Source organism: Bradyrhizobium sp. U87765 SZCCT0048, assembly GCF_018131225.1.
Lineage (GTDB): Bacteria > Pseudomonadota > Alphaproteobacteria > Rhizobiales > Xanthobacteraceae > Bradyrhizobium_A.
Genome location: NZ_JAFCMM010000001.1, coordinates 1 through 22,747, shown reverse-complemented (window position 1 = coordinate 22,747; position 22,747 = coordinate 1). Strand labels below are relative to the sequence as shown.

26 protein-coding genes and 1 tRNA gene are annotated in these 22,747 nt (G+C 65.7%); 11 read left to right on the top strand and 16 right to left on the bottom strand.

Going from position 1 to position 22,747, the window contains the following annotated elements:
- The first annotated feature begins 1 nt into the window (after nt 1).
- Nucleotides 2-77 (top strand) — tRNA-Lys (locus JQ639_RS00130).
- A gap of 317 nt (nt 78-394) precedes the next feature.
- Nucleotides 395-775: a hypothetical protein gene (locus tag JQ639_RS00125; protein ID WP_211969917.1), complete on the top strand. Its 381-nt coding sequence runs from the start codon at nt 395-397 to the stop codon at nt 773-775.
- 147 nt (nt 776-922) lie between these two features.
- On the opposite strand, the gene JQ639_RS00120 is transcribed toward JQ639_RS00125, so the two are convergent.
- From JQ639_RS00120 to JQ639_RS00110, 3 genes are all read right to left on the bottom strand, one after another.
- Entirely contained in the window at nt 923-1,399 is a 477-nt protein-coding gene (locus tag JQ639_RS00120) for a hypothetical protein (protein ID WP_249123617.1), read from the bottom strand.
- A 7-nt stretch (nt 1,400-1,406) separates the two neighbouring features.
- Nucleotides 1,407-1,586, bottom strand: a complete 180-nt coding sequence (locus JQ639_RS00115; protein ID WP_211969916.1) for a hypothetical protein — start codon at nt 1,584-1,586, stop codon at nt 1,407-1,409.
- Between the two features lie 105 nt (nt 1,587-1,691).
- A complete protein-coding gene (locus tag JQ639_RS00110) occupies nt 1,692-1,898 on the bottom strand; it encodes a hypothetical protein (RefSeq protein ID WP_211969915.1) in 207 nt (68 codons plus the stop codon).
- Nucleotides 1,899-2,074: 176 nt separating this feature from the next.
- Between JQ639_RS00110 and JQ639_RS00105 the strand changes: the two genes are divergently transcribed.
- The 3 genes from JQ639_RS00105 (at nt 2,075) to JQ639_RS00095 (ending at nt 4,631) form a co-directional block, all read left to right on the top strand.
- The gene (locus JQ639_RS00105; protein WP_249123616.1) at nt 2,075-2,356 is read left to right on the top strand and encodes a hypothetical protein; all 282 of its coding nucleotides are present in this window, start codon (nt 2,075-2,077) and stop codon (nt 2,354-2,356) included.
- Nucleotides 2,357-2,481: 125 nt separating this feature from the next.
- On the top strand, nt 2,482-3,132 hold the full coding sequence (locus JQ639_RS00100) for a GNAT family N-acetyltransferase (protein WP_211969914.1): 651 nt from the start codon (nt 2,482-2,484) through the stop codon (nt 3,130-3,132).
- A gap of 116 nt (nt 3,133-3,248) precedes the next feature.
- Entirely contained in the window at nt 3,249-4,631 is a 1,383-nt protein-coding gene (locus tag JQ639_RS00095; RefSeq protein WP_211969913.1) for a cytochrome P450, read from the top strand.
- A gap of 78 nt (nt 4,632-4,709) precedes the next feature.
- On the opposite strand, the gene rsgA is transcribed toward JQ639_RS00095, so the two are convergent.
- From rsgA to cysK, 3 genes are all read right to left on the bottom strand, one after another.
- On the bottom strand, nt 4,710-5,777 hold the full coding sequence (gene rsgA / locus JQ639_RS00090) for a ribosome small subunit-dependent GTPase A (protein ID WP_211969912.1): 1,068 nt from the start codon (nt 5,775-5,777) through the stop codon (nt 4,710-4,712).
- Between the two features lie 260 nt (nt 5,778-6,037).
- Nucleotides 6,038-7,312, bottom strand: coding sequence for an ArgE/DapE family deacylase (locus tag JQ639_RS00085; RefSeq protein ID WP_211969911.1), 1,275 nt, complete (start codon nt 7,310-7,312; stop codon nt 6,038-6,040).
- Between the two features lie 5 nt (nt 7,313-7,317).
- Complete coding sequence (gene cysK / locus JQ639_RS00080; protein WP_211969910.1) at nt 7,318-8,295, bottom strand: cysteine synthase A; 978 nt, start codon at nt 8,293-8,295, stop codon at nt 7,318-7,320.
- A gap of 256 nt (nt 8,296-8,551) precedes the next feature.
- Between cysK and JQ639_RS00075 the strand changes: the two genes are divergently transcribed.
- Nucleotides 8,552-8,767, top strand: a complete 216-nt coding sequence (locus tag JQ639_RS00075) for a hypothetical protein (protein ID WP_211969909.1) — start codon at nt 8,552-8,554, stop codon at nt 8,765-8,767.
- Between the two features lie 47 nt (nt 8,768-8,814).
- On the opposite strand, the gene tgt is transcribed toward JQ639_RS00075, so the two are convergent.
- From tgt to coaD, 6 genes are all read right to left on the bottom strand, one after another.
- A complete protein-coding gene (gene tgt / locus JQ639_RS00070) occupies nt 8,815-9,948 on the bottom strand; it encodes a tRNA guanosine(34) transglycosylase Tgt (protein ID WP_211969908.1) in 1,134 nt (377 codons plus the stop codon).
- Nucleotides 9,945-11,033: a tRNA preQ1(34) S-adenosylmethionine ribosyltransferase-isomerase QueA gene (gene queA / locus JQ639_RS00065; protein WP_211969907.1), complete on the bottom strand. Its 1,089-nt coding sequence runs from the start codon at nt 11,031-11,033 to the stop codon at nt 9,945-9,947. Before queA ends, tgt begins: the two co-directional genes overlap by 4 nt.
- A 79-nt stretch (nt 11,034-11,112) precedes the next feature.
- Nucleotides 11,113-11,577 (bottom strand): peptidylprolyl isomerase, encoded by a 465-nt coding sequence (locus JQ639_RS00060; protein WP_211969906.1) that lies wholly within the window; start codon nt 11,575-11,577, stop codon nt 11,113-11,115.
- Nucleotides 11,553-12,005 carry a UCP034077 family protein gene (locus tag JQ639_RS00055; protein ID WP_211969905.1) on the bottom strand — a complete coding sequence of 151 codons (453 nt, stop codon included), beginning with the start codon at nt 12,003-12,005 and terminating at the stop codon, nt 11,553-11,555. Before JQ639_RS00055 ends, JQ639_RS00060 begins: the two co-directional genes overlap by 25 nt.
- Nucleotides 12,006-12,013: 8 nt before the next feature.
- Nucleotides 12,014-12,556 carry a peptidylprolyl isomerase gene (locus JQ639_RS00050; protein WP_211969904.1) on the bottom strand — a complete coding sequence of 181 codons (543 nt, stop codon included), beginning with the start codon at nt 12,554-12,556 and terminating at the stop codon, nt 12,014-12,016.
- Nucleotides 12,557-12,663: 107 nt separating this feature from the next.
- The gene (gene coaD, locus JQ639_RS00045; RefSeq protein WP_211969903.1) at nt 12,664-13,161 is read right to left on the bottom strand and encodes a pantetheine-phosphate adenylyltransferase; all 498 of its coding nucleotides are present in this window, start codon (nt 13,159-13,161) and stop codon (nt 12,664-12,666) included.
- A 300-nt stretch (nt 13,162-13,461) separates the two neighbouring features.
- Here coaD and JQ639_RS00040 point away from each other — a divergent pair, with 300 nt between their 5' ends.
- The gene (locus tag JQ639_RS00040; protein ID WP_211969902.1) at nt 13,462-13,716 is read left to right on the top strand and encodes a hypothetical protein; all 255 of its coding nucleotides are present in this window, start codon (nt 13,462-13,464) and stop codon (nt 13,714-13,716) included.
- A gap of 118 nt (nt 13,717-13,834) precedes the next feature.
- On the opposite strand, the gene gyrA is transcribed toward JQ639_RS00040, so the two are convergent.
- Entirely contained in the window at nt 13,835-16,558 is a 2,724-nt protein-coding gene (gyrA, locus tag JQ639_RS00035) for a DNA gyrase subunit A (protein WP_211969901.1), read from the bottom strand.
- 191 nt (nt 16,559-16,749) lie between these two features.
- On the bottom strand, nt 16,750-17,151 hold the full coding sequence (locus JQ639_RS00030; RefSeq protein WP_211969900.1) for a DUF2306 domain-containing protein: 402 nt from the start codon (nt 17,149-17,151) through the stop codon (nt 16,750-16,752).
- Between the two features lie 311 nt (nt 17,152-17,462).
- Here JQ639_RS00030 and JQ639_RS00025 point away from each other — a divergent pair, with 311 nt between their 5' ends.
- The 3 genes from JQ639_RS00025 to chrA all read left to right on the top strand — a co-directional run bounded on the left by JQ639_RS00025 (nt 17,463) and on the right by chrA (nt 20,326).
- Nucleotides 17,463-17,945: a class I SAM-dependent methyltransferase gene (locus tag JQ639_RS00025; protein WP_502748151.1), complete on the top strand. Its 483-nt coding sequence runs from the start codon at nt 17,463-17,465 to the stop codon at nt 17,943-17,945.
- 156 nt (nt 17,946-18,101) lie between these two features.
- Complete coding sequence (locus JQ639_RS00020) at nt 18,102-18,929, top strand: chromate resistance protein ChrB domain-containing protein (RefSeq protein ID WP_211970149.1); 828 nt, start codon at nt 18,102-18,104, stop codon at nt 18,927-18,929.
- A complete protein-coding gene (gene chrA, locus JQ639_RS00015) occupies nt 18,926-20,326 on the top strand; it encodes a chromate efflux transporter (RefSeq protein WP_211969898.1) in 1,401 nt (466 codons plus the stop codon). Before JQ639_RS00020 ends, chrA begins: the two co-directional genes overlap by 4 nt.
- Here the strand turns inward: chrA and JQ639_RS00010 are convergent.
- On the bottom strand, nt 20,288-21,418 hold the full coding sequence (locus tag JQ639_RS00010; protein ID WP_211969897.1) for a translation factor GTPase family protein: 1,131 nt from the start codon (nt 21,416-21,418) through the stop codon (nt 20,288-20,290). The two genes, chrA and JQ639_RS00010, sit on opposite strands and share 39 nt — an antisense overlap.
- Before the next feature lie 20 nt (nt 21,419-21,438).
- Between JQ639_RS00010 and JQ639_RS35465 the strand changes: the two genes are divergently transcribed.
- Nucleotides 21,439-21,561, top strand: coding sequence for a hypothetical protein (locus JQ639_RS35465; RefSeq protein WP_256443094.1), 123 nt, complete (start codon nt 21,439-21,441; stop codon nt 21,559-21,561).
- 141 nt (nt 21,562-21,702) lie between these two features.
- On the opposite strand, the gene JQ639_RS00005 is transcribed toward JQ639_RS35465, so the two are convergent.
- Nucleotides 21,703-22,203 (bottom strand): single-stranded DNA-binding protein, encoded by a 501-nt coding sequence (locus JQ639_RS00005; RefSeq protein WP_211969896.1) that lies wholly within the window; start codon nt 22,201-22,203, stop codon nt 21,703-21,705.
- Nucleotides 22,204-22,747 lie beyond the last annotated feature (544 nt).

Sequence of the window (22,747 nt, the reverse complement as noted above, 5' to 3'; positions counted from 1 at the left end):
TGAGCGCGTAGCTCAGCCGGTAGAGCACGTGACTTTTAATCATGGGGTCGAGGGTTCGAGTCCCTCCGCGCTCACCATGAAACCGCACCATTCAAATAGCTCGCAGTTTTGTGGCCACGGAACCTCGGCGGTTTTCCGCAGCGCGCTTCGATACAGGTTTCGGAAGCGCGCCCGTCTGGTCTGCCGCGCATCATCGCGCCCGTCACCCGGATCGTCCCACACCAGCGGCTGCCGAGATGCAGGGATGGAGCCGCTAGCCCACCCCTGGAGATGTCCGGCAGCGTAGCGGGCGTCCTCCTGAGCCATTCGCCCGCGAGGTATTTATTCACAGCCAACCTTGCACTCCCGCTCCGGTTGCACGAAGATTGCGCCGGGGTCTGGGGAGTTCATTTTGATGTATAAACTTGGGTTCGTGGCCGTTGTGGCCATGACGGTTGCTGGCTGTGCGTCGAGTTCGAAGGAAATTCAGGGAACCTACATTTCACCGGTCACTTATCAGAACTACACCTGCCAGCAGCTCACCATGGAGGCACAGGCCTTGTCGAGCCGAGCCGCCATCGTGTCGGGAGCGCAGGACCAGAAGCGAACCAATGACGCAATCGCGACGACCGCCGCTGTTGTGATTTTCTGGCCGGCTGCATTCCTCGTCGGCGGAGACGGACAAACTGCGGCCGAACTCGCCAACCTCAAAGGTCAGATGGTCGCTGTCGAACAGGCATCGATCATGAAGAAGTGCGCCATCCAATTCCAGGGCGAGCGGCCGCCGGCGTCCTGACAGGCCTCTGGCGATCTGTTCGACCTGACGCAGGACGATTCCTGCTGCACCCTACGATCGTTCTCGGCGAGTATAACGCGCAGCGCGACCGCACGGCCACGCTGCAACCACACATGTGATGCCCGCCCGACCGGCGCGCTCCATGCTCTATGACGAACGGTGCGGAATTCCCAAACGCTGGGCGCAGATACTGCCGTAGAGGCCCACTGCTCCATAGAGGCCGCCGCCGGCATTGGAATCCTCGGTGGTCAACTGACGGACAACTCCATTCGGAGCCGCGATGACGTTGACCTTGCAGAAGCGCGTCTGAGCAAATCCGCTCCCGCGATCCGTTTGAATGTCAGTCTGAGCCGACAGCTGCCAGACATAGGCGGTGTCGCCGCTATTCATTTTGAAAAACGAACTCGGTGGACCATACTCGGCAACCAGTTGATCAACGTTGTTCCCGATAAAGCGCTCGCCCAGGCGAGCCGAAACCTCCTGCCGCGAAGCCGCACATCCCCCGAGGCTGACCGCAATCAACACCGCAGCCAGCATCCCGCCCACGCTCTTCATAAAGACGCTCCCAAGGCTGACTTCATCAGCTCTCATTGCCCACGGACATGCGTATTCGTTGATACGCATACGTAGTTCAACTTGCCCGGTCATAGAGACGCTTTTCGAGCACCATCCGGTCCCGCTCAGCGATCGCACGACGCAGTTCGTCGCGCAGCGCGAACAGCCGCGTGGTGTCGCTGCCGCGCTCATGCATGCGCATGGCGTTCCACAGGCGAATGATGTCCCGGGTCTTGCCCGCGAGTTCGTGGTTCATGGCGGCCTCACAGTTCGATGAGACCGATTAGAACAAAAAGAGAACATCATTGTCAAGCGGCGGAGCGAACCGCTCGGACCCGAAGGCGCGCGCCGCGGCCGCGCGTCAGAGCGTCTCCTGCTTCTGCCCGCATTCCTTACAGGCGAAAGCGACACGGGAGACGCCCTTGGGCGCCGAGACACGGTTCGGCGCGCCGCATTTGCCGCATTTGGTCTCGATCCGCGTGTCGCCCTGCTTGACGACGACGGACTTGCGTTCGAGGGCCTCGCGCATCAGCCGCTCGGCCTCTTCACGCATTGCTTGTTTCGACATTCGGCGGCTTCCTGGCTGGCAATCGGTGGGGTGGATTCGCGGCGAGCATAGCGCACCGGGCCTCGTCCGGGACCATCCCTAGCCCACAATGACGAAAGCTTTGCGGCGGATATCCGCAGCGAAATTGACAGACCCGGCCGAACCGTGTTGCGCTCGGCCGCTCCACAGGAGTCACCATGTCCCGCCCCGCGATGATTGCCCTGCTCGTGCTGTTGCCGTTGTCCGCCCACGCCGACGACCTGGCGCCCGGGCGCACCCGGCAGGATCCGGCACGTGCCGGCTCGGCAGCGTGGTCGACGAAGCCGCCGGCCTCCACCACCACGGCGCCGGTCCGGGCCCGAACATCGAATCCTTGTTCGCAGTTTGGGCCGGGCTTCGTCCAGATCGAGGGCGGATCGACCTGCATTCAGGCCGGGGGTGGCCTTGCGATCTCCGCCGGAACCGGGTCAAGCCGCTGATAAAACAGGAATTATTTCGTCACAAAATTTATAATTCATCTCTTGAAATTTATGCTGCGTCGCAACATATAGACATCAATAGGGATACGAGACGTCCTCACGGGCAACCATGAGGAGAATTTGTCATGAGCGATGTTGCGACCATCCGGTCGACGTCGGGGACCGGAGTGATCCGCGTCCTGAAGGCTGACGAACAGCATCTGTTGCGCGACCATCTGTTGCGCCTGGAGCCGGAGAGTCGGCACGACCGCTTCAACGGCGGCATCAGCGAGGAATTTCTCAGGAGCTATGCGGCGCGCTCGTTCGAGAACGGTGCGATCGTGATCGCCTACCTGCAGGACGGCGTGGTGCGCGGCGCCGCCGAGCTCCATGGACCGGAACAATCTCTGGACGGCGAGCCGGAAATCGCCTTCAGCGTCGAAACCCGCATCCGCCGTCAGGGCGTTGGCAGCGCCCTGTTCGAGCAGTTGCTGGAGGAGGCGCAGCGCAAGGGCTATACGCGCCTGCGCATCACCACCGGTGGACAGAACGAGGCGATGAAGGCGCTGGCCAACAAGTTCGGTGCCCACCTCAGCTTCCGTCGTGGCGAGGCGACCGGCACGGTCGATCTCAGCCGCAGCGCTGCGCTCGTCACCAAGCCCGCGCCTCGCGCCACAGCGCCGCTGTCGGTTGTGATGGCACGGGATGTGATGCGCGCCAACCAGGCGATGTGGGGCCATGTGCTCCGCTTCTACGCGGGACTGCTCGACGGCAGCCAGCGGATGGGAACACGGTAACCGGCTCCGCCGCGGATTTGATCCGCGGCGCGGCGGAAAACGTCTTTGAAATGCCGCGGCGGCCTCCGATATGATCATCATGCACCGGTTCGGTGCGGGTGATCGCGGAGCGGCCCATGAGCCTTGCCGAAGTCTATGACCTGCCGGTGGCGCGCACGCCACTGGTGCCGCCCCGCCCGCCATATCCGCCGCAGACGATGTCGACGTTCCGCCGCCTGCTGGCGATGCGCCGCAGCGGCATCGCCACCTGGGGCGAGCGCGCCTACCAGGAGGACATCCTGCACGGCCGCTTCCTCGGTCGCAGCAGCTTCATCCTCAACGATCCGGCGAGCATCCGCCACGTCCTCATCGACAACTACGAAAACTATCTCCGGACGCCGCCCGGCATCCGTGTGCTGCAGCCGATGCTCGGCGAAGGCCTGCTGCTGGCCGAAGGCAAGACCTGGAAGCACCAGCGCCGCACGCTCGCGCCGGCGTTCACCCCGCGCGCCGTCACGACGCTCGTGCCGCATATGATCGCGGTCACCAACGAGATCATTGCCGAACTGCGAACGCAGCAGGGGCAGCCGATCGACCTGCGCGAGGCGATGCAGCGCATGACGCTGGAGATCGCCGGCCGCACCATGTTCTCGTTCGGCATGGCCGAGCACGGCCCGGCGCTGCGCAGCTTCGTCATCGAGTACGCCTCGCGCCTCGCCCGTCCTCATCTGTTCGACCTGCTGCTGCCGCTGGGCTGGCCGACCTTTCAGGACATCGAACGCAAGTTCTTCCGCCGGCGCTGGACGCGTTTCGTGCGGATGCTGATCGCCGAACGGCGCGCCGCCGCCAAGCCCGATGAGGCCCCGCGCGACCTGTTCGACCTGATGGTCGCCGCGCGCGATCCGGAGACCGGACAGGCCTTCACCGACGACAACCTGATCGACCAGGTCGCGACCATGATCCTGGCCGGCCACGAGACCACGGCGACCGCGCTGTTCTGGTCGCTGTTCCTGCTGGCGCAGGATCATGCAACGCAGGACCAGGTGGCACGCGAGGCCCGCGCCGCGAGCGCCGCCGGCGAGCCCGATGCCGACAAGCTCAAGTTCGCGCGCGCCGTGCTCGACGAAACCCTGAGGCTCTATCCGCCCGCCTACCTGATCGCACGCTCCGCCGGCGGGCCCGACACCATCGATGGCCGCGCCGTGCGCAAGGGCGATGCGATCTTCGTCGCGCCCTGGCTGCTGCACCGCCATCACAAGCTCTGGGACAATCCCGACGCGTTCATGCCGCAACGCTTCATGACGGGGCCGCCGCCGGATCGCTTCGCCTACCTGCCGTTCGGCGTCGGCCCGCGGGTGTGTATCGGCGCGCACTTCGCGCTGGTCGAGGCCACGCTCGCGCTCGCCAAGATCATCGGCACCTTCCGCGTCGAGCTGCAGGACGACAAGCCGGTGATGCCCGTGGGCGTCGTCACCACCCAGCCCGATCACTCCCCGGCGTTCCGCATCACCGCACGCTGAGGTCCGACGCTCAGGCCCGACGCTGATGCCGTGGGCGGCGCACGCTGCACCGCCCAGGCCCATGACGGGGTTGTCGGCCTACCAGTCGTCGCGGCGCTTGCGCGCCGCACGCTGCGCTTTGTTGATCACGGCCCATTGCCGGCGTTGGGCCGCGCGCGCGACGCGATCGTCCTTGCGCTCGAGATGGGCGAGCTCGCGTTGCAGCTTCTGGAAGCTGCGCCAGCGCGCCTCCTCCAGCGTTCCGGCTGCAAGCGCCCCGCGAACCGCACAGCCAGGCTCGTCGCCGTGATGGCAGTCGGCGAAGCGACAGGCCTGCGCCAGCGCCTCGATGTCCTCGAACGCATGGCCGAGACCGTCGTCCGCATCCATCAGGCCGAGTTCGCGCATGCCCGGCGTGTCGAGGATCAGCGCGCCGCCGGGCAACCGCACCAGCTCGCGATGGGTCGTGGTGTGGCGGCCACGCGCATCGTCCGCGCGGATCGCCGCCGTGGCCATCCGCTCGGCCCCCGCGAGCGCGTTGACGAGGGTCGATTTGCCCGCGCCGGACGAGCCGACCAGCACGCAGGTTTCGCCGGGCCGGAGGTGCGCCGCGAGATCCGCCATCCCCTCGCCCGTCAATGCCGACACCGCGAGCACCGGCACGCCGAACGCCACGGCTGCGGCATCCGCAATCATGACGTCCGGCGTTGCGCACAGATCCGCCTTGGTCAGCACGATCACGGGTCGGGCGCCGCTCTGCCAGGCGGCTGCGAGATAACGCTCGAGCCGCCGCAGGTTGAAGTCGGCGTTCATCGACGTCGCCAGGAAAGCGACGTCGACGTTGGCCGCGACCACCTGCACGGTCTGCAGCGAGTCCGCGGCCTTGCGCACGAAGCTCGTGCGGCGCGGCAGCAGCGCGTGGATCGTCGCCGAGCCTTCTGCGGGCCGCGGCGCGGCGGCGACCCAGTCGCCGACGACAGGATGGCCGCCCTCCTCCGCCTCGTGCACGAGGCGTCCGGACAGCCGCGCCAGAAGCTCGCCATGGTCGGTGACGAGCGTAGAAAGGCCACGCTGCTGGACGACGACGCGTCCCGGCACGTAACCCAGCGCCGCATAGGGCGCGAAGGCCTGACCGTCTTGGTCAGACCAGCCAAAAAGATGGATCAAGGGAAATATGTCCTTCAGGTCGGTTGGCAATTCCGCCGCCGACATGAAGGCTGAAGACAAGCCTAGCCGGCGACGCCTCGGAGGGCGACGTGAACAAGATCTGTCATGTTGCAATCCTCCTTCTGCCGGCCTGAAGGATCGGCCACGATGGCCGATCACGACATCATCTGTGTCCGGCGATCATGTCAAAGCCGTGGCAACCGCCCGGTGCGAATGTCGCACCACCTCGCCTGCACCGGACCCACGCGGACGCGCTGAATTCAGAGGCTCTCCACGCCGCACCAGTCCGCGACGAACAGCGCAATCGCCCGCGTGGTCTTGCGCAGCGATTCCAGCTCGACACACTCGTCGAAGCCGTGCATGCGCTTGGCCGTCGCGCCGAAGCACAGGCAGGGAATGCCGTGATGGGCGTAGTAGCGGGTGTCGGTGATCGCGGTGAAGCTCAGATCCGGCAGATCGCCGCCATAGACGTCGCCGTAGGCCCGTCGCAGCGCCGCCTCGGCCTCGCTGCCGGGCGCGAGTGTGAAGCCTTCCGACAGGAAGCCCGACCACACGACCTCGGGTGGATTGTCCGCGAGGAATGGATGAGCCTTCGCCGCCGCCGCGACACAGGCCTCAATCTCTTTCTGACAATCAGCGAGCCTCCAGCCCGGCAGGATCGCGATCCGGCAATCGAGGTCACACCACGACGGCACGCTGGACGCCCAGTCGCCGCCCTTGATGATGCCGGGGTTGAAGTTCAGCGGGTGCCTGACGCCGCTGAAATGCGGATCGTCCGCCGCGCGTGCGTTCCAGTCGGCCTCCAGCCCCTCGAGCGCCCGGATCAGGTCCATCGCCGCCTTGATGGCGTTGGCGCCGACGCCGGCCTCGAACACATGAGCCGGGCGCCCCCGCACCTTGATGCGGAACCAGATCACCCCGACCTGGGCGCGCACCAGCGCACCGCCTGTCGGCTCCGGGATCAGGCAGGCGTCGGCGCGGTAGCCACGCTGCACGGTCGACAGTGCACCGAGCCCGGTGCTCTCCTCCTCGATCACCGACTGCAGATGGATGCGCGCGGTCGGCGCCAGCCCGGCGTGCCGAATGGCATCGAGGGCGTAAAGGGCTGCGAGCGTTCCCGACTTCATGTCCGCGGCGCCGCGGCCATAGAGCCAGCCGTCGCGCACCTGCGGCGCGAACGGCGGCGTCGTCCACATCTCCAGCGGCCCCGCCGGCACGACGTCGCAGTGGCCCTGCAGGATCAGCGAGCGCCCCTTCGCGGTCGCCGGCCGATAGGTGCCGACCACGGTGCGCGCCCGTGAAAAATCGGTCTCCACCGGCCCGTAGTCGCGCAGGTCCCTGAGATCTTCGGCCCGGATGGTCCAGTCGTCGACCTCATAGCCCCGCGCTCGCATCAGGTCGCCGAACATGTCCTGGCACGGCGCCTCGGCGCCGCGCGTGCTGGGAATGGACGTGAACGCGATGGTTGTCGCGATCTGCTCCGCGAAGCGGGCGTCCACCGCTTCGAGGATCCGCTGCGCCTGCGCGATTGCCATCAGCGTCAGATGCCTTCGAACAGCGCCGTCGAGAGATAACGTTCCGAGAACGACGGCACGATCGCAAGGATGGTCTTGCCGGCGTTCTCCGGCCGCTTGCCGAGTTCGATGGCCGCGGCGATCGCCGCGCCCGAGGAAATGCCGCCGGCAATGCCCTCGTTGCGGGCCAGCGCCCGCGAGGTCTCGATGGCGGTCGCGCTGTTGACCTTGACGATCTCGTCGATCACCGCGCGATCGAGGATGTCAGGCACGAAACCGGCGCCGATGCCCTGGATCTTGTGAGGCGTATGCTGGCCACCGGACAGCACCGGGCTCTCCTCCGGCTCGACCGCGACCACCCGCAACGACGGCTTGCGGGGTTTCAGCACCTGCCCGACGCCGGTGATGGTGCCGCCCGTGCCGACGCCGGCCACGAAGATGTCGATGTTGCCGCTGGTGTCGTTCCAGATTTCCTCCGCGGTGGTGCGGCGATGGACCTCCGGATTGGCAAGGTTCTTGAATTGCTGCGGCATCACCGAGTTCGGCGTGGTCTGCAGCAGTTCCTCGGCCTTGGCGATCGCCCCCTTCATGCCCTGCGCGGCAGGGGTCAGCACGAGTTCGGCACCGAGAAACGCCAGCATCTTGCGCCGCTCGATCGACATCGATTCCGGCATCACGAGCTTCAACCGGTACCCCTTCGCAGCAGCCACGAATGCCAGCGCGATGCCGGTATTGCCGGAGGTCGGTTCGATCAGCACGGTGTCCGGCTTGATCACCCCGGCCTTTTCCATTGCGGAGACCATCGCCGAACCGATCCGGTCCTTCACGCTGGCGGCGGGATTGAAGTATTCCAGCTTGGCGAGAATCGTCGCCTTCACGCCATGCTGCTGCGGCAGCTTGTTCAGCCGGACAACGGGGGTATCGCCGAACGCGTCCGCGATGCTGTCGTAGATGCGGCCTCGGCCGGGACGGTGCGAGGCAGACGGGGTCGCTGACGTTTCCATGGGCAGTCTCCGAGCTGAAATTGAGCGGCAGATCGTTCCATTCATTTTGAGCATGTTTCGCGACAAAGTCGAATCCGCGGCCAGCTTCACGCAAGCGTCACGCGCATAAGAAGGCGAGCATGTCCTCGCGCGCGACAAAGTGCTGCAAGGTATTGCAGCGCAAAACGGATTTCTTGAAACCAACGCATTTGTGTTGCGACAGCGTCAAAGGTTTCGGTGTAAGATACGGGCGGCTCCAGATCAGAGGAGAGCCACGATGCCAGCATTTGCTGAAATCATGTCATCGAACGCGCACCGTCCGGCTCCACGCGAACGCGATCTGCCCACTTGTGCGGTCTGTTCGGATTCGATGATCGCGGCGGAGGCCTCGGCCTTCCTGTCGGAAGACGTCGTCAGCTATCTGTGGACGTGCGAAACTTGCGGCTACGGGTTCGTCACCAAGCACGCGTTGGCGCGTTTCGCCTGTAACTGAAAATTCACCATCGCCCGGCCGCTCGTCGCGGCCGGTCACAGCGCCTGTCAGCGCGGGGCAATGTCACCCCGGGCCCAATCGGCGCGCGTCTGCTCGGCGAATGCGGTAAAGCCGCCCCGCGCAATGGCGTCGCGCATTCCCGCCGTCAGTGCCTGATAATAGGCGATGTTGATTTCCGACAGCAGCATCGCGCCCAGCGTCTCGCCGGCCTTGATCAGGTGATGCAGATAGGCGCGGGCATAGGTCCGCGCCGGCGCCCACGGGCTCTCCTCGTCGAGCGGCCGCGGATCGTCGGCATGGCGGGCGTTGCGCAGGTTGACCGGACCACGCCGCGTGAACGCGACGCCATGGCGGCCGTTGCGGGTCGGCATGACGCAGTCGAACATGTCGATGCCGCGCGCCGTCGCCTGCAGGATGTCGTCGGGCGTGCCGACCCCCATGAGGTAGCGCGGCCGGTCCTGCGGCAGCAGCGGCTCGCAGGCCTCGATCATGTCCAGCATCACCTGCTGGGGCTCGCCGACCGCAAGGCCCCCGACGGCGTAGCCGTGGAAGCCGATATCGACCAGCGCGCGGGCGCTGTCACGGCGCAGTTCGGCGACATCGCCGCCCTGCACGATCCCGAACAGCATGTGACCCGCGGGCGCGCCCTCGAAGGCGCGCTTGCAGCGCTCGGCCCAGCGCAGCGACAGCTGCATGGCGCGATCGATGTCGGCGCGCTCGGCCGGCAGCCGCACGCACTCGTCGAGCTGCATGGCGATGTCGGAGCCGAACAGGCGCTGCACCTCGATGGCCCGCTCCGGCGTCAGGTCAACCTTGGCGCCGTCGATGTGCGAACGGAACACGACACCGCGCTCGTCGACCTTGCGCAGCTGCGCCAGCGACATCACCTGGAAACCGCCGGAATCCGTCAGCATCGGCCCGCCCCAGCCGGTGAAGCGCTGCAGGCCGCCGAGGGCGGCGATGCGCTCGGCGGTGGGGCGCAGCATCAGGTGGTAGGTGTTGCCGAGCACAATGTCGGCGCCGGCCTCGCGCACATCGCGCCAGTGCACGCCCTTCATGGCGCCCTGGGTGCCAACCGGCATGAACGCTGGCGTGCGCACCACACCGTGGGGCGTCGTCAGCGTGCCGGTGCGCGCCGCGCCGTCGCGGCCCAGCAAGGTGAAGTGATTGGGAACGGTCATGACGCGGCTCCGCCGTCGGCCCGGAACAGCAGCGATGCGTCGCCATAGGAATAGAAGCGGTAGCCCTCGGCGATGGCGTGGGCATAGGCGCTCTTCATCGTATCGAGGCCGGCGAACGCGGAAATCAGCATGAACAGGGTCGAGCGTGGCAGGTGAAAGTTGGTCATCAGCACGTCGACCGCACGAAAACGGTAGCCCGGCGTGATGAAGATCGCGGTGTCGTCGGCGAACGGGGCGATGGTGCCGTCGGCGCGCGCGGCGCTCTCCAGCAGCCGCAGCGACGTGGTGCCGACCGCGACGATGCGCCCGCCGGCCGCGCGTGCGGCATTGAGCGCGTCCGCGGTCTCCGCCGAGACCGTGCCCCACTCCGCATGCATGCGATGTTCGGCGGTGTCGTCGACCTTGACCGGCAGGAACGTGCCGGCGCCGACATGCAGCGTCACGCGCTGCAGCCCGACGCCGCGGTCGCGCAGCGCGGCCTCGAGAGCCGGCGTGAAATGCAGCCCCGCGGTCGGCGCCGCCACCGCGCCCTCATGGGCAGCGAACATGGTCTGATAGTCGGCCGTGTCCTGGTCGTCCGGCGCGCGCTTGGACGCGATGTAGGGCGGCAGCGGCGGCGCGCCGACCTCGGCAATCGCCTGGTCGAGAATGGCGCCGTGGAAAGCAAAGGCGAGCGTGATCTCGCCGGCGTCGCCCTTGTGCTCGACGGTGGCATCGAGATTGCCGAGCAGGCACACCCGTCCCTCGTTGCCGAAGCGGACGATGTCGCCGACCTGAAGTTTTCTCGCCGGCTTGACCAGCGCCTGCCAGCGCGCGCCGTCGAGCCGCTTGATCAGCGTCGCCTCGATGCGCGGCTCGGCCTCACGTCCGATCCGCCGGCCGCTGAGCTGGGCCGGGATGACTTTGGTGTCGTTGACGACGAGCTGATCGCCCGCCTTCAGGAGGGCCGGAAGATCCCGGACGATGCGGTCGTCCCAGTGTCCGTCCGCGCCGACCACCAGCAGGCGCGCGGCGTCGCGCGGGCTCGCGGGCCGCAGCGCGATCCGTTCCGGCGGCAGGTCGAAATCGAAGAGGTCGGTGCGCATGAGCCGTTCGCAAAAGGCCGGCGGCCCTGGCGGCGGCCGGCGCGAGGCGCGGGAGTTGTCCCGCGCCCCATGTCGGCGATCAGGTCGCGTCGGCGGCCATGTGGGCGCGCACGATCTTGTCCGGATTCTGCACCGGCTCGCCGCGCTTGATCTTGTCGACGTTCTCCATGCCCGAGGTCACCTTGCCCCAGACGGTGTACTGGCCGTCGAGGAAGCGGGCGTCGTCGAAGCAAATGAAGAACTGGCTGTCGCCGGAATCCGGGTTGGCGGCGCGCGCCATCGACGCGGTGCCGCGCACGTGCGGCTCCTTGTTGAACTCCGCCGTCAGCTTCTTGCCGGAACCGCCGGTGCCGGTGCCGTGCGGGCAGCCGGTCTGGGCCATGAAGCCTTCGATGACGCGGTGGAACACGATGCCGTCATAGAAGCCTTCGCGCACCAGCTCCTTGATCCGCGCGACGTGACCGGGCGCGAGATCGGGACGCATCTCGATGGTGACCGGGCCCTGGGTGGTTTCCAGAATCAGAGTGTTCTCGTTGTCTGCCATGTTCTCTTCTCGGTTGATTTGGTTCGTCTTGCATCAAACCTGAACCGTATCGGACGACCCGCTACGGCATTTCCAAGTCCATCGGTGAACGGCATCGGCGAGCAGCGCTGCAGCGTCTCCATGACGGCGGTGCGATACAGCAGCCGCTCGTCGTCCGATGCGTATTCCGATTCATATGTGATCTTCGGCTGGCCGAAGATCTCACCGTTGCGCTTGAAGGTCACGAGGACCGTGATCTGCATGCCCGGATCTCCGGGCGGCAACGTCGGTGATTTCCAGCACCCGCCGAGATGCGCGAACAACTCCTTCAAGGAGTCGATCTTCGCCTCGGCGCCGGCGTCCTCGGCCCCCGCGCGACAGGTCGCCGCGAGCACCGTGAAGCCGATCAGAGCGGCGAACAGAACAGCAGGTCCGGTTCGCCGCGTCATGGCCGCTCCTACTTGATGTCCGAAGCGACCTGGACCTTGACCATCTTGTCCGGATCGACCGGCGGCTCACCGCGCTTGAGCTTGTCGACGACATCCATGCCCGAGACGACCTCGCCGACAACCGTGTACTTGCCGTTGAGGAACGCACCGTCAGCGAACATGATGAAGAACTGCGAGTTTGCCGAATTCAGCGAGGCGGCGCGCGCCATGCCGACAATGCCGCGCTTGAACGGCACGCTGGAGAATTCAGCCTGCAGGTCCGGATACTTCGAACCGCCGGTGCCGTTGAATTTCTGACCATCGCCCGTCTGGGCCATGAAGCCTTCGATCACACGGTGGAATGGAACGTTGTTGTAGTAGCCGTCGCGCGCCAGTTGCTTGATGCGCTCGGCATGCTGCGGCGCGAGGTCCGGCCGCAGCTTGAAGACGATACGCCCCTTCGTGGTGTCGATGACGATGGCGTTGGCCTTGTCGAGACCGGCAGGCAGCGACTGGGCGAGCGCAGGCGCCGCAAAGACCAGCGCAGTCAGGACGGCAAGAATTCGGATCATGGGAACTCCAGAAAAGCTCGGTAACGGTTGGACCGGGTGCGAAGGCAATGGCACCCGGGGTGAAGCCGGATGGAACCGGCGTCAGGCAGCAAATGGACGAGCCGCCACTAGCGGCCGAACTTGGCCTTGAGGCGTGACGCCACGATGGCGGGCACGAAACTCGAGACATCGCCCCCCATGCCCGCGATCTGGCGCACCAACGTGGCGGTGATCGGGCGAACCAGCGGCGACGCCGGCAGAAATACGGTCTGGATGTCCGGCGCCATGGTCTGGTTCATGCCGGCGATCTGCATTTCATAGGCCATGTCGATGCCGTCGCGCAGGCCGCGGATCAGGACCGTGGCCCCCACCCGCTTCGCGGCGGTCACCGTGAGATCGTCGAAGGTGGTGCAGTCGACCTGGCAGCCCGCCTCGGCGGCGAGCGGCGCGAACACCTCCCGGATCATGTCCAGCCGTTCCTCGGTCGAGAACAGCGGCTTCTTGCCGGGGTGGACACCGATGGCGACGACCAGGCGGTCGACCAGCCGAACGGTCTGGCGGACCACGTCGACGTGGCCGTTGGAAACGGGATCGAACGACCCCGGATAAAGGGCAATGCGCGGCATCCCCCCCTGTAACCCGGCACGGATGGAGCCGCAAGCGGCCGGTTCCCCCGGCCGCCGGCGTTTTATTTCGCCGAACCGACCGAACCCGTGGGCATGCCGCCGCGTCTGATGGGTGGATGGGCGCAAATCGATCCCGGCGGGTTCCCGGATTGTTTCGTGCCTTCCGGGGCGGCGAAACACATTCGGCCTGCGACGAAACCATTTTCCGCGTCGCACGCAGACCGGCTGAAACGCAAGACCCCTACAACGCCCGTCAACGACCGGGCTGAACGGGCACCGGACAGATAACAGGGGACTTCCATGATCAAGGCGCTTTCAGCGATCGCCATTGCCGCTTTCGTCACGGCCGCGATCGCCCTTCTCTGCTATGCTCCCGCGGTCGAGGCCGGCGTGCCGGTCGCGCTCACCAAGGGCGACCGTCTCGATATCCGCCCGGTCGGACGCGACTGCTCGCAGCAGGCCTGGCCGAACTTCGAAACCGCTTGCCTGCGCAAGGCCGGCGCCAAGACGGCGCTCAAGGTCGAGGCCCGCGTCGTCACCACCGACCACCTCTGACCCCGCAGTTTCCGGCAATCCCGCCTCACCAGGCCGCCCAATACCGAGCCTCCAGGAAAAAGGCCGCCCGCATGCCCGCGGACGGCCTTTTCGCATCTGGAAGGGAAGCCGCGCCGGATCAGGCGCCGTTGCCATTGCCGTTGTCGGCGTCCTCGGTCAGACGTTCGACCGAGACCACATGCTCGTCCTCGGCGGTGTCGAACACGATCACGCCCTGGGTCGAACGGCCAGCGACACGGATGCCTTCGACCGGGCAGCGGATGAGCTGGCCGGCATCGCTGACCAGCATGATCTGATCGCTGTCCTCGACCGGGAACGAGGCGACCAGCTTGCCGTTGCGGCTGTTGACCAGCATCGCGACGATGCCTTTGCCGCCACGTCCGGTGGTGCGGTATTCGTAGGACGAAGTGCGCTTGCCGTAACCGTTGACCGACACGGTGAGCACGACCTGCTCCTGCGCCGACATCTCGACATAGCGCTCCTGGGTGAGCTGGAAGCTGCCCGAGCTCTCCTCGCCGTCGGCCTCGACCGGCTCCTCGTTGGTGGCTTCGCCGGCCACGGCGCGGCGCATCTTGAGATAGGCCACGCGTTCGTCCGAGGTCGCCTCGACATGGCGCAGGATCGACAGCGAGATGACGGTATCTTTCTCGGCAAGCGCGATGCCGCGCACGCCCATCGAGGTGCGGCCGGTGAAGACACGCACGTCGGTGACCGGGAAGCGGATGCACTGGCCGCCGGCGGCGGTCAGCAGCACGTCGTCGTGCTCGGTGCAGATCTGCACGTCGACGATTGCCTCGCCCTCATCGAGCTTCATGGCGATGATGCCGGAGCGGCGCACGTCGACGAAGTCCGACAGCTTGTTGCGGCGGACGTTGCCACCGGTGGTGGCGAACATCACGTCGAGGTTGGCCCAGGACGATTCGTCCTCCGGCAACGGCATGATGGTGGTGATGCGCTCGCCCTGCTCCAGCGGCAGGATGTTGATCAGCGCTTTGCCCCGCGCGTTCGGCGCGGCCATCGGAAGACGCCAGACCTTCTCCTTGTAGACCTGGCCCCGCGACGAGAAGAACAGCACCGGCGTGTGGGTCGAGGCCACGAACAGGCGGCTGACGAAATCCTCGTCGCGCGTCTGCATGCCCGAGCGCCCCTTGCCGCCGCGCTTCTGGGCACGGTAGGTCGAAAGCGGCACGCGCTTGACGTAACCATGGTGCGACACCGTCACCACCATGTCCTCGCGCTGGATCAGGTCTTCGTCCTCGACCTCGCCTTCCTGGTCGACGATCACGGTGCGGCGCGGAGTTGCGAACTCGGCCTTCACCGCGATGAGCTCGTCCTTGACGATGCCCTGGACGCGGGCGCGCGAGCGCAGGATTTCGAGGTAGTCGGCGATCTCGACCGCGAGCTTGTCGAGTTCGTCGGAAATCTCGTCGCGGCCGAGCGCGGTCAGGCGCTGCAGGCGCAGGTCGAGGATCGCCTTGGCCTGCTCGAATGACAGCCGCGCGGTGCCGTCCTCGGCGACACGATGGCGCGGATCGTCGATCAGCATGATCATGGTCGCGACGTCCTTGGCCGGCCAATCGCGCGCCATCAGGGTCTCGCGGGCGGTGTTCGGATCGGGCGAATTGCGGATGACGCGGATGACCTCGTCGATGTTGGCGACGGCGATCGCAAGACCGACCAGGATGTGGGCGCGCTCACGCGCCTTGCCGAGCAGGTACTTGGTGCGCCGTGTGACCACCTGCTCGCGGAATGCGACGAACAGCGTCAGCATGTCCTTGAGGTTCATCAACTGCGGACGGCCGCCGTCGAGCGCCACCATATTGGCGCCGAAGCTGGTCTGCAGCGGCGTGTACTTGTAGAGCTGATTGAGCACCACGTCCGGCACCGCGTCGCGACGCAACTCGACCACGACGCGATAGCCATCGCGATCGGATTCGTCGCGCAGGTCGGCGATGCCCTCGATCTTCTTCTCGCGCACCAGCTCGGCGATGCGCTCGACCATGCTGGCCTTGTTCACCTGATACGGAATCTCGGAGACGATGATCGCCTCACGATCCTTGCGGATGGTGTCGATCGTCACCTTGCCGCGCATCACGATGGAGCCGCGGCCGAGATGATAGGCCGAGCGGATGCCCTGGCGGCCGAGGATGATGCCGCCGGTCGGGAAGTCCGGCCCCGGCACGATGTTGATGAGATCGTCGATGCTGAGCGCCGGATTGTCGATCAGCGCGATGCAGGCGTCGACCACCTCGCCGAGATTGTGCGGCGGGATGTTCGTGGCCATGCCGACGGCGATGCCGCCGGCGCCGTTGACCAGCAAATTGGGAAAGCGCGCCGGCAGAACCGTCGGCTCGCGCTCGGAACTGTCGTAGTTGGCCTGGAAGTCGACAGTGTCCTTGTCGATGTCTTCCAGAAGCGTATGCGCCACCTTGGCGAGCCGCGCCTCGGTGTAACGCATGGCTGCCGCGGTATCGCCGTCGACCGAGCCGAAGTTGCCCTGGCCGTCAATCAGCGGCAGGCGCATCGAGAAGTCCTGCGCCATGCGCACCAGCGCGTCGTAGACCGACTGGTCGCCGTGCGGATGATATTTACCGATGACATCGCCGACGGTGCGCGCCGACTTGCGGTACGGCTTGTTCCACTCGAAGCCGTTCTCGTACATCGCATACAGGATGCGCCGATGCACCGGCTTGAGGCCGTCGCGCACGTCCGGAAGCGCACGCGCCACGATCACGCTCATGGCGTAATCGAGGTAAGATCGCTTCATCTCATCGGTGATCGAGACCGGACGAATATCGACGGGCTCGGACGAGCCATTTTCCGGATTGTCTTGGTCGGCCAAAACGAAAGAATCCCCACAAAAGCGTTGGCTTTTATATAGGCGATTCAGCGCTCGCGACCAACCCCTCGGGGTGGTTTCAGGCGCTAGAAAAACATAATTATTTCAGCAGTTTAGAAATTGGGCAGGGGCGCCCTCGCAGCGCCGCGAAAAGCCCCCGGAAACACCCGCGCGAAGCGCGATTCGCATAGCCCTCAGCGCGCGCCGAACACCACCGCGTGCATCAGCCGCCCGGGAACCAGGGTGAACAGGCCGGCGATCACCAGCGCCCCGCAAAAGATCGAGATCATGGCGACCCGGTGCCCGCGCACGCGGTGGTGGCGCGCAGCCCACACCGCATAGATCAGCGCCAGCGGGGTGAATACCGACAGAAGATGAATCGGGCTCCACGGCCCCCACAGGCGGATGCCATGCAGGTAGAACGACGATGCGCTGACCGCGAGCATCAGCAGAACCCAGATCCATCCCAGCGTCCGGTGCGGCACTGTTCCCTTGGGCGCCGCGAACTGGACCAGCCCGAGCGCGAACGCAGCCATCGCCGCGAACGCATGGACCTGCGTCTGAGGTGAAGCCTCCAGCAGCGGCGCGAGCGACATCCGTTCACCTCCCTCGATGTTAATGTTATTAACATGCTTTGCAGGGCTGCGCCAGCCAGGGCCGAACTTTGGCGGCGGACAACACCGGCGACGCTCTACCGCCCGCCGTGGCGCTCCCTTAAAACGTCAGGAGCAATACCGGTGCTGCGGCCAGGGACATGGACCCCATCGATCGTTCCACGACCAACCACGTGGCGGGCACGCAAGGCTATGCTGCTCTCGCGGAAGCGCTCGTCGCGCGGTGGGAGCAGGTGTCCAGCGCCGAGCACCACCAGAGCGTTCTGCATCTCATTCCGAAGACGCCAAGCCGCGTGCTCGACATCGGCGCTGGGTCGGGACGCGACGCGGCCTGGCTCGCGGCGATGGGGCATCTCGTCGTCGCCGTCGAACCACTGGATGCGTTTCGCGACGCTGGCATGGCGCGGCATCGCGGCCACGCGATCGATTGGCGCAACGACAGCCTGCCCGATCTTGCGACATTTGCCGGCGACGAAGCGAGCTTCGGCCTGGTGATGCTCACGGCCGTCTGGATGCATCTCGACGCCGCCGAGCGAAGCCGCGCGATGGTGCGGGTCGCGGCGCTGCTGGGGGCGGCCGGCGTTCTGATCCTGACGCTGCGACACGGCCCCATCCCGGACGGCCGGCGGATGTTCGCCGTCACCGCCGAGGAAACGGTGCCCCTGGCGCAGGCGGCGGGCCTGCGCCTGCTGACAACGCAGACGTCGGCCTCGATGCAGACCGAGAACCGCCGCACCGGGGTGACCTGGACGCGGCTGGCATTCGCACGGGAATGATGCCCGCCCCGCTTGCAGCCATCCGGCCTGCAGCTCGATCCTGACCCGATTGACAAATCCGGACGCGTTGGCTGTAGTCTTCGCCATGGGGAAGCGATCTCCCCACAAGGCGACATGCCCAAGAATCGCGTCCATCCTTTTGTCAAAGGACGCAGCATGCCCGCTCTCAACACGATTTCTCCTGACAAGCTGTTTCGCCTCGTCGGCTCCGCCGCGTGCCCCGTGCTGATCGATGTCCGCACCGCCGACGACGTCGCCGCCGATCCCCGCACGATCCCGACCGCAATCCGGCGCGACCATCGCAGCGCGCCATTGTGGGCAGCCGACTTCGCCGGACAGACCGTGATCGCCATCTGCCGACACGGCCACAGCCTCAGCGAAGGCGCTGCCGCCTGGCTGCGTTTGGCCGGATCGGCCGCCGCAGTGATCGAGGGCGGTTTCGAGGCCTGGGCCAGCGAGCGCCTGCCGCTCGTGCCGCTGGCCCACATTCCCGACCGCGACACGCAGGGACGCACGGTGTGGGTGACGCGGGCCCGCCCGAAGATCGACCGCATCGCCTGTCCCTGGCTGATCCGCCGCTTCGTCGACCCGTCCGCGGTCTTCCTGTTCGTGACGGCGTCGCAGGTCGAAGCGGTCGCCGAACGCTTCGGTGCCGTACCGTTCGACATCGAGAACGTGCACTGGAGCCACCGTGGCGAACTCTGCACCTTCGATGTCATGGTCGAAGAATTCGGCCTTGCGACCGAACCGCTGAAGCACCTCGCCACGATCGTGCGCGCGGCCGATACCGCACGGCTCGATCTCGCACCGGAGGCGCCCGGCTTGCTCGCGGCCTCGCTCGGGCTGTCACGCATGTACGCCGACGACCTCGAACAACTCGAGGCCGGCATGACGCTGTACGACGCGTACTATCGCTGGTGCCGCGACGCCACCGACGAAACCCACAACTGGCCGCACAAGACGAAGCCGAAAGCCAAAGCATGACCGAGGCAATGACAACTTCTGCCCTTCCCGCGCCATCCGAAACACCGGCCTTTCCCAGCTTCGGCGACGCCTTCCGGGTGTGGGCCCGGATCGCATTGCTGAGCTTCGGCGGTCCCGCCGGGCAGATCGCGGTGATGCATCGTATCCTGGTGGACGAGAAGCGCTGGGTCTCGGAAAGCCGTTTCCTCCATGCTCTCAACTACTGCATGCTGCTGCCCGGCCCTGAAGCGCAGCAGCTCGCCACCTATATCGGCTGGCTGATGCACCGGACCGCCGGCGGCATCATGGCCGGCGGGCTGTTCGTGCTGCCCGGCGCGATCTCGATCATGGCGCTGAGCTACGTCTACGCGCTGTTCGGCAAGGTGGGCATCGTCGCCGCGCTGTTCTTCGGCCTGAAGGCTGCAGTGCTCGCGATCGTCGTGCAGGCCGTGGTGCGGGTCGGCCGCCGCGCGCTCAAGACCCGCGTGATGCGGGGCCTGGCGGCGGCGGCTTTCGTCGCCATCTTCTTCTTCGACGCACCGTTCCCGTTGATCATCCTCGCCGCCGGGGTGATCGGCGGCGTTGGCGGACGCGCACGACTTGCCGCGTTCGCGCCGACCGCCCCCCACGACAGCAAGACTGACACGGCGCTGGTCGACAGCCTGCTCGGCGATCGGCTGCCCGATCACGCCCGGCCAACGATCGCCCGCACCCTGCGGGTCGCAACGCTCTGGCTGCTGCTTTGGCTGACGCCGGTGGCGGCGCTTGTTGTCATGGCTGGATCAGCCAACGTGTTTACGCTGATCGCGGTGTTCTTCAGCAAGATGGCGATGGTGACCTTCGGCGGCGCCTATGCGGTTCTCGCCTACGTGGCGCAGCAGGCGGTCGATCACTATCACTGGCTGCAGCCGCGCGAGATGCTCGATGGTCTCGGCATGGCCGAAACCACGCCCGGGCCGCTGATCATGGTGCTGCAGTTCGTCGGCTTCATGGCCGCGTTCCGCGATCCCGGCACGCTGCCGCCGGTCGTCGCCGGCACGCTCGGCGGATTGCTCGCCACCTGGGTGACCTTCACACCCTGCTTCCTGTGGATCTTTCTCGGCGCGCCGTTCATCGAGCGGCTGCGCGGCAACCGCGCGCTGGCCGGCGCGTTGTCCGCGATCACCGCGGCGGTGGTCGGGGTGATCCTGAACCTCGCGATCTGGTTCGCGATCCACACCATCTTCCGTGATGTGGTGCCGGTGCACGGCTATGGCCTGAGCTTCGACGCACCGGTGCTGGCGAGTGCCGATCCCTGGGCGCTCGCGCTCGCCGTCGGCGCAGCGCTCGCGATCTTTCGCTTCAACCTCGGCATGCTGCCGACCCTCGGCGCCTGTGCCTCAGCCGGCATCGCGCTGCACATCGCCGGGCTGGTGTGAGTTCGACACGGTAAACTGCGAGCCTCGCATCGCCATCGCAGACGGAAATGTCGGGTCATCGTTTGGCGGTGACACCGGAGCATAGTGATCGAAGCACATCGTGAAGGCTGCGCGTCCTTCACTCGTCGAGCGAAGGACATTTTCATACCCGAACATGTTCATGAGCGATGCCGTCGCATTGACGACGATGACCTGATCCCAAACGTCTTGCCGCTCGACCTGCGCGTTTCGGCGCCGCAAATCCGACAGGATGGCGGCGGCATACCTCTCGGGACTCACCACCTCGACGGCCATGATCGGCTCAAGCAGGACAGGATGTCCTTTCTGCAAGGCCTCATGGCAAGCCGCGCGCGCCGCCAGTTCAAGGTCGTATGCCGATGACGCAACATCGTGACAGAGCGCCTCAACCAGCCGCACCTTGACATCCACCACAGGAAACGCGGCAACAACACCAGCATCGAGCGCGGAAACCAGCCCCTTTTCAATCCCGGCAAGGCATGGCTTCGGCAAAGCATCCGCCGGGATACCTGAAGTGAACTCCCGACCTTTGCCGGCATCGTTCGGCTCGACGATGATCGTCAGACAGACGGATGGACCCCAACCGACAGTCCGCCTCCGGTAAGAATAGGCCACTTCTACAAGCCGGGTAATGCGTTCGCGAAATGCCACCTGAAGCGAACCAACGCGAACCTCGATGTCGTGGGTCCACCGGAGGGCTTCGATCTTGGCGTGCAGATGCGCCTCACTGACACCCTTCAACAGGCGCAGCCCGGACTGCGGATCAATCGAGACCGTGAAAGCCGGATCTTCGGCCGCCAGTTGCGACAGCGCCGTCTCGAGCTTCGCGCCGTCAGCACTCGATCGCGGCTCGACGGCCACATCGATCAGTTGCAACTGTGCGAGATCGCCGCCGATGGCATACCGGTTGATATTCGGACGGCCCAACTTCCAGTCCACCCATTCCCGGGCGTCGGCGTGAGACACAAAGTCTGCAATCGGGACATCCGCGGCGTTGGCCAGACAGCGAATGACGCGCCAGCCTCCGGTATCGAGGCGCTCGATCCTGACGGAGTCGACTGGCCAGAGAGCCATGTGCGCATATCGTCCAGCGGATGACCAGTCTGCCGATCGCCGACCGGTCCGAAAACCTCGGCGGCACCACGGAAAACCAACACCGCCGGCTGCAGGAGCAGCGCTCCGAGCTTATGCCGGAATTGGTCGCCGCTAAAGCCTAAGCTGCAGACCCCGCCACGTCCGATCTCAACGGGACGCCCTGCAGGTCACCAGGGCCGGAAATCAAATCGGACGCTTTCTCCCATCCATCGCTGGACCGAAGAAAGCGCCCGACGCATTCACGGGCTTTAAAACCCCGAACGTCAGAACGGAATCTCGTCGTCCATGTCGCTGCTGCCGCGGCCACCACCGCCACCGCCGCCGCCGGACACCGCACGGCGCGGCGCCGGGCTCGACACGCCGCTCGACCCGAAGTCGCCAGCATCGTCCGAGAAGCCGCCACCACCGCCGCCGCGACCGTCGAGCATGGTCAGGGTCGAATTGAAGCCCTGCAGCACCACCTCGGTGGAGAATTTCTCGACGCCGCTCTGGTCGGTCCATTTACGGGTCTGCAGCGCGCCCTCGATGTAAACCTTGGCACCCTTCTTCAGATACTGTTCGGCGACCTTGCAGAGCCCTTCATTGAAGATCACCACGCGATGCCACTCGGTCTTTTCCTTGCGCTCGCCGGTGCCCTTGTCGCGCCAGGTCTCCGAAGTCGCAATCCGCAGGTTTGCGATCGGCCGCCCGTCCTGGGTCCGCCGGATCTCGGGATCGGCCCCGAGGTTTCCAACCAGAATGACCTTGTTCACACTTCCTGCCATCGCAACTCTCCAACGCTCTGTCCCCCGATCGGTGCCATCACCGGTCGGGCGCTTTTTTCTGAAATTGACCCTATACCCGCTCGCGCCACCGTCTGGCGGCCTCCGGCGGGTTATCCACTACCGATCCCTCATCGATCGCCGATCGATGTCTTCGACACACTATGTTCCCATTATGTTCCGATGGCAAAACATTTATGGCGTTTGGTGCTGTGATGCAAACGAATGCATTCGTCGCGCCCGCCAAATGTGGCAAGAACCGGCCCGAAATACGGTTCCGAGAAGGGAACTGCGGGGCGAAATATGCTAAATAAATCCTGAACTTAGCGCGCACCACTTCGCTGTCGAGTGTTGCATTTGAGAGACGGCTTTTTGCACCGGGCGCCTGTATAGTGACTTTCAACGTCGGGCGTTCGCGACGACAAAAAACATCGAGCCACCTTCGTGGTGGTGGGGATTGAAGTGGAGACTACGTGATGAAGAAGATCCTGCTGGGCACCGTGGCGCTGATCGCGCTGGGTTCGTCTGCTTTCGCGGCTGACCTGCC